6 protein-coding genes are annotated in these 9,569 nt (G+C 46.8%); 3 read left to right on the forward strand and 3 right to left on the reverse strand.

Annotated features, from left to right (window positions below; all coding sequences use genetic code 11):
- Nucleotides 1-3 precede the first annotated feature (3 nt).
- Both QZW47_RS25765 and QZW47_RS25770 read left to right on the forward strand, forming a co-directional pair.
- Nucleotides 4-2,937: an AAA family ATPase gene (locus tag QZW47_RS25765; protein WP_293133660.1), complete on the forward strand. Its 2,934-nt coding sequence runs from the start codon at nucleotides 4-6 to the stop codon at nucleotides 2,935-2,937.
- Between the two features lie 129 nt (nucleotides 2,938-3,066).
- Nucleotides 3,067-3,783 (forward strand): Uma2 family endonuclease, encoded by a 717-nt coding sequence (locus QZW47_RS25770; protein ID WP_293133663.1) that lies wholly within the window; start codon nucleotides 3,067-3,069, stop codon nucleotides 3,781-3,783.
- Nucleotides 3,784-4,064: 281 nt separating this feature from the next.
- Here the strand turns inward: QZW47_RS25770 and QZW47_RS25775 are convergent, their stop codons facing one another.
- Nucleotides 4,065-4,295 (reverse strand): hypothetical protein, encoded by a 231-nt coding sequence (locus tag QZW47_RS25775; protein ID WP_293133666.1) that lies wholly within the window; start codon nucleotides 4,293-4,295, stop codon nucleotides 4,065-4,067.
- Nucleotides 4,296-4,711: 416 nt separating this feature from the next.
- On the opposite strand from QZW47_RS25775, the gene treS reads away from it, so the two are divergent.
- Entirely contained in the window at nucleotides 4,712-8,101 is a 3,390-nt protein-coding gene (gene treS, locus QZW47_RS25780) for a maltose alpha-D-glucosyltransferase (RefSeq protein ID WP_293133669.1), read from the forward strand.
- Between the two features lie 176 nt (nucleotides 8,102-8,277).
- On the opposite strand, the gene QZW47_RS25785 is transcribed toward treS, so the two are convergent.
- Together QZW47_RS25785 and QZW47_RS25790 are read right to left on the reverse strand one after the other, a co-directional pair.
- Nucleotides 8,278-8,598 (reverse strand): 2Fe-2S iron-sulfur cluster-binding protein, encoded by a 321-nt coding sequence (locus QZW47_RS25785; RefSeq protein WP_293133672.1) that lies wholly within the window; start codon nucleotides 8,596-8,598, stop codon nucleotides 8,278-8,280.
- A gap of 242 nt (nucleotides 8,599-8,840) precedes the next feature.
- On the reverse strand, nucleotides 8,841-9,488 hold the full coding sequence (locus QZW47_RS25790; RefSeq protein WP_293133675.1) for a sigma-70 family RNA polymerase sigma factor: 648 nt from the start codon (nucleotides 9,486-9,488) through the stop codon (nucleotides 8,841-8,843).
- Nucleotides 9,489-9,569 lie beyond the last annotated feature (81 nt).

Below are 9,569 nucleotides of genomic sequence, written 5' to 3' on the forward strand. Positions count from 1 at the left end.
AACGTGCAGCCAACAGACCCTAGCAAATTTACAGATCAAGCCTGGGAAGCCATTGTCAAATCCCAGGATGTAGCCCGCCGCTTTGCGAATCAGCAGCTAGAGGTTGAACATTTAGCGATCGCCATTCTGGAACAGCAAGCCCTAGCAAACAGCATTCTCAGCAAAGCTGGAGTCGATGTCCCCCGCTTGGCGCAACAGTTAGATGCTTTTGCTAAACGACAGCCGAGAGTTGCCAACGCTGACCAACTATACCTCGGTCGCGGCTTAGAAGTGATGTTAGATGCTGCTGAGTCTGCCAGACAGACTTGGCAAGATAATTTTATCGCCGTTGAACATTTATTAATAGGCTTGCTAGAAGACGAACGAGTCGGACGACGTTTGCTGACGAGAGGCGATGGCCCGCCTGGCCGCCCCGGATACGATCGCAAACCGGCCCCAGGGACGATCGATCGCCCGAAACTCGACGAAGCAATCAAATCAATTCGCGCTACTACCAAAGTCAAAGATCAAAAGCAAAGTCAAAGTCAAAGCCAAAGCCAAAGCCAAAATCAAAATCAAAATTCCGAAGCCAGCTCCGACGCCCTCGCTAAATACGGCCGCGATTTGACAGAAGCCGCCAAAGCAGGCAAACTAGACCCAGTAATCGGTCGCGACGAAGAAATTCGGCGCGTCGTGCAAGTTCTGTCCCGCCGTCAAAAAAACAATCCAGTGTTAATTGGCGATCCCGGAGTCGGAAAAACTGCGATCGCCGAAGGTTTAGCGCAACGAATTGTCAACGGCGACGTACCCGAATCTTTGAAAAATCGCCAACTATTCAGCCTCGATATGGGCAGTTTAATTGCTGGGGCAAAATTCCGGGGCGAATTTGAAGAAAGACTGCGTTCTGTCCTGCGGGAAGTCATCGATTCCGACGGGCAAATCGTCCTATTTATTGATGAATTGCACACCGTAGTTGGTACTGGCGGCGGCGGAAGTTCCGGTTCGGGAATGGATGCGGGAAATTTGTTGAAACCGATGTTAGCCCGAGGTGAATTGCGCTGTATCGGCGCGACAACTCTCGATGAATTCCGCAAGAATATTGAAAAAGATCCTGCACTAGAACGCCGTTTTCAACAAGTATTTGTCGGCGAACCGAGTGTGGAAGATACTGTTTCTATTTTGCGCGGTTTGAAAGACCGTTACGAACGCCACCACGGGGTAAAAATTACTGATTCGGCACTGGTAGCTGCTGCAACTCTGTCTTTCCGCTATATTTCCGATCGCTTTTTGCCCGATAAGGCGATCGACCTCGTAGACGAAGCGGCCGCCCACTTGAAAATGGAGATTACCTCCAAACCCGTGGAATTGGAAGGAATCGACCGCCGGGTGATGCAGTTGGAAATGGAAAAATTGTCGATCGAAGGTGAGGGAAAAGGTTCTCCCACCGCCACCATCACGCCCCGCATCGAACGCATTAAATCGGAAATAGAGATTTTAAAAGGCAAGCAGGAAAAATTATCTTCGCAGTGGTTGGGCGAAAAGCAGTTGTTGGATGCAATCAATAAATTGAAAGCCGAAGAAGACCAACTGCGAGTCCAAATCGAACAAGCAGAAAGGGCTTACGATCTGAATAAAGCGGCACAGTTGAAATACGGTAAATTAGAAACGGCGGTGCGCGATCGCGAAGCCAAAGAAGCCGAACTTTTGAAACAGCAAGCTCAAGGTTCTTCGCTGCTGCGGGAAAAAGTTACTGAGGGCGATATTGCGGAAATTGTGGCGAAGTGGACGGGAATTCCGGTCAATCGGTTGTTAGAATCGGAACGCCAAAAATTGCTGCAATTGGAAAGTCATTTGCACAAGAAAGTCATCGGTCAAGAAGAGGCTGTAACGGCTGTTGCTGCGGCGATCCGGCGGGCGCGGGCGGGGATGAAAGATCCCGGTAGACCGATCGGCTCTTTCTTGTTTATGGGCCCCACAGGCGTCGGAAAAACCGAGTTAGCGCGGGCATTGGCGGAGTTTTTGTTTGACAGCGATGATGCGATCGTCCGCATCGATATGTCGGAATACATGGAGAAGCAAAACGTCTCCCGGTTAGTCGGAGCTCCCCCCGGATATGTCGGTTACGATGAAGGGGGACAACTTTCCGAAGCAGTGCGGAGACGCCCTTATTCGGTGGTGCTATTTGACGAAGTGGAAAAGGCGCACCCTGATATATTTAACATTTTGCTGCAAGTGTTGGATGACGGCAGAATTACCGATTCTCAAGGTCGAGTGGTTGACTTTAGAAATACCGTAATTGTGATGACGAGCAATATCGGCAGCGATCACATTTTAGACGTGTTTACTAAGAAGGGAAAAACCGCCAAAAAACCTGCAAGTCGCAAGCACGAACCGAAGGAGGTGTCAATTCCCAAGACAGATTATAAAGTTGCTGACGACGGTACTGTTGAGGTGTCAGCCCAGCGAATGGATACATCAGACAAGAGTGAAAAAGATCACAGTGAAACTGAAGATTTACCGACTCAAGAACGGGAGACAGACCAAGAATACGAGCAAATGTTGAAACGGGTGATGACAGCTTTGCGATCGCACTTTCGGCCAGAATTTCTCAATCGGGTGGACGAGATCATTTTGTTCCACACTTTGAGCAAAATCGAACTGCGGCAAATCGTCACCATTCAAGTCAAGCGGATCGAGAAGCTGTTGGCGGAACAGAAAATCAGTTTGGAACTGTCTGATGCTGCAAAGAACCATATCACAGATGTTGGTTACGACCCAGTTTATGGTGCTCGTCCGCTGAAACGCGCCATTCAGCGGGAGTTGGAAAACCCGCTGGCTAACAAGATTCTGGAAAATGCGTTTGTCGAAGGTGACACAATTGCGATCGACTGCGTAAATAACAGTTTGCAGTTTCGCAAAAAAGACTCTCTCCCCGCCCTGGTAGGTAACAGTTTGTAGCTGCATTTAGGAACAGGTTTCGTAGTGAGGACTTTAGTCCGCAAATTCAGAGGACTCCTGTTCTCACTACCAAGAGTGTTCCCAAAGAGCTAAAATTAAATTCAACAGTTCATTACCCGGACAACAGTTATGGTAACTCAACTCAAGTCCCCTCAAAAAACAGATGTAATTTACCCCGATAGCGATGGCAAACCGATGTCAGACAATACCAAACAATTTCGCTGGATACAGATCATCCAACAAAACTTAGCGTGGTTGTTTGCAGATGACCCCAATGTATTTATTGCCGGAGATTTGTTGTGGTATCCTGTCGAGGGAAATAACAAAATTAAAGTAGGCCCTGATGTCATGGTAGCCCTTGGTAGACCAAAGGGCGATCGGGGATCGTACCAACAGTGGCTGGAAGAAAATATTGCACCGCAAGTTGTTTTTGAAATCTTCTCTCCTGGTAACAGGTTTACAGAAATGAATCAAAAACAGGCATTTTACGATCGCCACGGTGTTGAGGAATATTACCTTTACGACCCAAATCGCAACGATTTTAGCGGTTGGATGCGTTCTGATGGGCGTTTGGATGTAATTGAATCAATTGAAAATTGGGTCAGTCCCCGATTGGGAATTCGCTTTGATTCGTCAGGTGAAGAGTTGCAAATTTATCGTCCCAATGGCGAACCTTTTGCAAGTTATGAGGAGGTTTCTCGGAGATTGGAACAAGCCGAACAGTGTGTCGAACAAGCCGAACAGCGTGTCGAACAAGCGGAACAGCGCGCAGAACAAGCCGAACAGCGGGCTAATTTGCTAGCTGAAAGATTGCGCGAGATGGGAATTGACCCGGAACAATTATAAACTAGGCTGGGAAAAATAGCGATCGGTCGAACAGGCTCTCCGGCCTGTTCCACAAATAATAAATCTGCTGGTGGAACAGGCCAGAAAGCCTGTTATTCACAAATTAGCAACAGGCTTTCTGGCCTGTTCCACAAAAATTAATCTGCTTGTGGAACAGGCCAGAAAGCCTGTTATTCACAAATTAGGAACAGGCTCTCCGGCCTGTTCCACAAATAATAAATCTGCTTGTGGAACAGGCCAGAAAGCCTGTTATTAAAAATAGTCAAGCCTGTTAATTGATATTACGAATTGGACATGGTGCGACCACTATAAGCATCCATGCTGTAGGCGGGAACGCGAACGGTGTAATCAATTTCTGTTCCAGTCACCGATTTAGCCAGTTGTTCAAAAGCTCCATCGTTCCAATTTCTGTCATGGATGGGCTTCGACTGTTCGCCCAAGAAATATGCTTGAGTGCCAATTAAAGCTGCTGCGGCCCAGCCGACGATCAAAAGAGAGATTACAATAGTCATTTTTGCTTTTTCCTTAAGTTTTATTGCTTTATGTAAATAAATGTAACAGAAATTTACAAAGAGAGTCAAGGTAGTCTAGTGTCGTGGCAACCGTCCCAAAGGTAGTAAAAACCGCCCTTCCGAGGGAAGTGGGAGAGGGGGAGAGTATTTAGACTGTGCACCGCGCACCGGTATGTAGCAGCACGATTTAGATCCGAATTGTGAACTGTATCCGAAATAACAAAATAAATTGTTTAATTTTTTAATTAAGAAATTATAAGTTTTGCGTTAATAAATTACGATTAAAACTCTACCACTAGCAAGACGAATCGCGGCAAAATTATGCGTTATGATTTATCAGTTTGGATTTGAACTAACAAATCCCAATTACCAAATAGCCATTAACCAAATCAAAATTACCAATTCCCCATAAAATTATGTCCAACTCAATGTTAAATAACGATCCATTGTGGTTCAAAGACGCCATTATTTACGAAGTGCCAATTCGTGCTTTTGCAGACAGCAACGCAGACGGCATCGGCGACTTTCGGGGACTCACAGAAAAACTAGATTACCTGCAAAACTTGGGAGTAACAGCAATTTGGGTACTGCCATTTTTTCCATCGCCACTCCGAGATGACGGCTACGATACATCTCACTATACCACCGTCAACCCGATTTACGGCACGTTAGAGGACTTTAAAGACCTTTTAAAAGCAGCACACAAGCGGGGAATTCGAGTCATTATTGAGTTGATTGTTAACCACACTTCAGACCAGCACGCCTGGTTTCAACGAGCGCGTCGCGCCCCGAAAGGCAGTAATGAAAGAGATTTTTATGTATGGAGTGATACGCCGGAAAAATATCAAGATGCTCGGATTATTTTTCAAGATTTCGAGACTTCTAATTGGGCTTGGGATGCGGTAGCTAAAGCTTATTACTGGCACCGTTTTTATTCGCACCAACCAGATTTAAATTACGACAATCCCGCCGTCCGCCAAGCTATTTTAGATGTGGTAGATTTCTGGTTGGAACTCGGAGTAGACGGCCTCCGCATGGATGCCGTGCCTTACTTGTACGAGCGCGAAGGTACTAACTGCGAAAACCTGCCAGAAACTCACGTATTTCTCAAACATTTACGCAAGCACGTAGATGAAAAGTTCCCGAACCGGATGCTGCTTGCTGAGGCGAATCAGTGGCCGGAGGATGCGGTTGAATATTACTCGGGTGGGGATGAATGTCACATGAACTTTCATTTCCCGCTGATGCCGCGTTTATTTATGGCTTTGCACATGGAAGATAGCTTCCCCATTAGTGATATTCTCCAGCAAACTCCACAGATTCCTAATAACTGTCAGTGGGCATTATTTTTACGGAATCACGATGAATTGACGCTGGAAATGGTCAGCGATGAAGACCGAGATTATATGTATCGAGTTTATGCTCAAGATACTCAGGCGAGAATTAATTTGGGTATCCGCCGCCGTTTGGCTCCGCTGATGGGAAATAATCGCCGCCGTATTGAGTTGATGAATGCTTTGTTGCTGTCGCTTCCTGGTACGCCGGTGCTTTACTACGGCGATGAAATTGGGATGGGTGATAATATCTATTTGGGCGATCGCAACGGCGTAAGAACTCCGATGCAGTGGAGTAGCGATCGCAATGCCGGTTTCAGTCGCGCTAACCCGCAGCGGCTGTACGCGCCGCCAATCGTTGACCCAGAATATCACTACGAATCGGTTAACGTGGAAGCGCAGCGGGCGAATCCGAGTTCTCTGTGGTGGTGGATGAAACGCTTGATTGCTGTGCGCCAGCGCTTCCAAGCCTTCGGCCGCGGTACTTGCGAGTTTCTGTACCCAGAAAATCGCAAAGTTTTAGCTTTTGTACGCACTTATCAAGACGAACACATCCTCATAGTCGCTAATTTGTCGCGCTTCGTGCAGACGGCAGAATTAGACCTTTCTCCGTTTAAAGGTGCTGTGCCGGTGGAGATTTTCGGTCGCACTGAGTTTCCACCTGTTGGCGAATCGCCTTACTTTTTAAGCTTGAGTCCTCACACGTTTTACTGGTTTACTCTTACTGCTAAACAAGAGGAATTTTCGCTGCACGGCTTTAAAACAGATTTGCCGAGTTTGGCAGTAATCGGTAATTGGAAAACGGCTTTTGCAACAACTCAATTAAGCGAGATGCTGCTCTCTATTTTGCCGAATTACTTACGCAGCAGTCGTTGGTTTATCGGCGCAGATAGGACAATTCAATCATTTGAAATAAGTGAGATTGTGCCTGTTGAATGTAAAAATAGTGCCGGGGAGGAATCTACAGTTTACATTCTGTTTTTGCTGTTGAATTATACTGAAGGTATGCCGGAAACTTACGTTTTGCCGGTGGGTTGGGAAGAGATGAAAGGCGATGTAGACGATCGGGCGATCGCGCGCCTGCACTTCCCCGAAAGCAGCGAAGCCGGAGTGCTGTTTGATGCTGCTGGGGACAAAGGCTTGCTGAGCGCGCTGCTGGGGGCGATCGCCACTGCTCGCACTTACCCAGGTAAAACAGGTGAACTGCTAGGAATTGCCGACCAAATATTCAGCTCAGACCAAGATTTATCGAATCTCGAACCTCACCTGTTCAAAAAAGAACAAAGCAATACATCCGCAGGTTACGGCGACCAATTCGTGCTAAAAATATTGCGAAAAGTCGAGGAAGGAATCAACCCCGAATTAGAAATAGGACGTTTTTTAACCGATCGCAACCCGATTCAACACTACGCTCCAATTGCTGGAGCCTTAGAGTATCACACCCCAGAAAAACAAGTAATTACAGTCGGAATCCTCCAAAAACTTATCCCCGATAGCAGGGACGCTTGGTCTTATACATTAGACACACTGCGCGACTATTTCGAGCAAGTAATGACAGTAGAAGCCAAGTATTCCGGCGAAATTTTATCTACTTCTCCCGAAGATTATTTGCCGAGTGCTTTGACCGCACAAATGCGGCAGTCAAACTCGCTAGTAGCCGATTTATCGTTAGAAATTCCAGCCTTAGCTCGGGAACTCATCGGCTCTTACTTAGCATCAGCCGAACTGTTAGGTCAGCGGACAGCCGAGCTGCACCTGGCTTTAGCTTCCGAGACAGAAAATCCCGCTTTTGCCCCAGAAAACTTCACCTCATTTTACCAGCGTTCCATCTACCAAAACATGAGAAATACGGCAGGAAGAATTTTGCTGCTGCTGAAAAAGCGGCTGTCCAAACTACCGCCAGAAACCCAAAAATTGGCACAAAATCTCCTCAACCGCGAAGAATTGTTGATGGAACGTTTCAAGTCTATTTTGAACCTGAGAATCACGGCCGACAGAATTCGGTGTCACGGAGACTTTCATTTCGGACAAGTTCTGTATACAGGAAAAGACTTCGTAATTATTGATTTCGGAGGAGAGCGGAATCGACCATTAAGCGAGCGGCGGATGAAAAGGTCGCCCCTACGAGATGTTGCGGGAATGCTGCAATCTTTCAATTATGCTGTTACTTTGGCACTGCGCAATGAAGTAGAAAGCGGGATGATTCGCCCTGAAAATCTTCCGGAGATGCAGCAGTGGGCGAACGTTTGGCACCGCTGGGTGAGCCTCACTTTTCTTAACAGCTATTTGGTAACAGCGGCCGATGCAAATTTCTTGCCAAAATCCATACCGGAACTACAAGTTTTGCTGGATGCTTACATTTTGGAAAAAGGAGTTTCTGAGCTAGCTTACGAACTGAATTACCGCTTGGATTGGGCGGAAATTCCGCTGAAGCGGATTTTGCAATTGCTGAATGTCAGTCCCAAGCCCTAGCTAATTTTTGGGTATTGACTGAGGGGCGCACTGCGCCCCTTACATTAACTCATCAAAGGTTCGTAGTGAGGACTTTAGTCCTGATTTTTTGCGGACTAAAGTCCTCACTACAAACCTGTTAGGGGATGAGAGGGTTCGCGAGCGAGACGATCGCACTATATAATCTGTAGCTGACATTACTTAAAATAAAGAGCGGCTTCATATAAAACTTTTTCTTGATGAGTTAACAAAGTGCAATCGGAAAGCGGGTAAGCCACACAGGTAACAGCGTAGCCAGCTTGCAATTCTGACGGCTTTAAAAACTTTTGTTCGCTTTGGTCAATTTTGCCACTAAGCAGTTTAGCAACGCAAGCAGAACACTCTCCTTGCTTGCATCCATTGGGCAAGCGGATGCCGGCATCTTCTGCGATATCTAGGATATACTGGTCGTCTGGTACTGCGATCGTGCGATCGAGCGATCGATCTTCATTGACCAGCCGAACTTGATAAACTGCCATTTCCACCTCTGATATTATTTCCGAGTATTAGTGCGTTTGAAACCGCTTGTTGTCAAATATAATCTAGACTCGGCGGTTGAAACCGCTACTACACAAACGAAGTCCGCCTGCGCGGACTGAAGAATAATTGATATTAAACAAAGTCGGCGTTTTAAGGACTCGGCGGTTGAAACCGCTACTACACAAACGAAGTCCGCCTGCGCGGACTGAAGAATAATTGATATTAGCGGAATTATCGGCTGCTAAACAAGTGCTTGTTGATAATCCAGATTTTCATCCAGATAAATAGCGCGAATATCCGGCGGCAAATTTGACTCTAAAGTTTGATATCCTTTTTGTAGCAAAGCCTTGACTTGAGCGGGGGAAATAGCTTCACCTTCTGCTTGCAAATAAGCTGCAATTCGAGTTTCGCTCCAACGGAAAGTCTGGGCCATCAACACTACTAAACGCGGCAGTGGCGCTAACAATTCCATGGATTGTCTAACATAACACCACAGAGGAGGCGGGGCTGATTGTAAAGAGTAGTGAATCGACTCGACAGGGGGCAATTCGGCTTGATTGATGCAGACAGCGGTGACATTAATCAGCCAGTTTTGGAGACTGAGATTGTCGCTATCCAAGTCTTGGGTTTCGCGGCGCAAGTCGAGGCCTCGGAGCTCGTGATAGATGTGCTGCCAGGTGTGGGCGAACAGATAATCGCCTTGTACGGGCGATCGCACGGAATGGCGGATCAGGGAGTGTACAATTTGAGCGTAGCGGCAAAAAATCGCCGTAAAGAAGCGACCCTGATCGGGGTGATTTTGAAACATAGTCAACAATTCCTGATCGCTGTGATGGAACAGGGATTTGACTACAGGATGGTTGAGTTCGGAAAAAACAGGTGCTTGCACAATTGTTCTGTAAAGGTTGTGGGAATGAATGCTGATGTAGCCAGATTCTACACGATTTGTCGATCGACATTCCAGAGTTAA

It is taken from the genome of Microcoleus sp. bin38.metabat.b11b12b14.051 (assembly GCF_013299165.1).
Lineage (GTDB): Bacteria > Cyanobacteriota > Cyanobacteriia > Cyanobacteriales > Microcoleaceae > Microcoleus.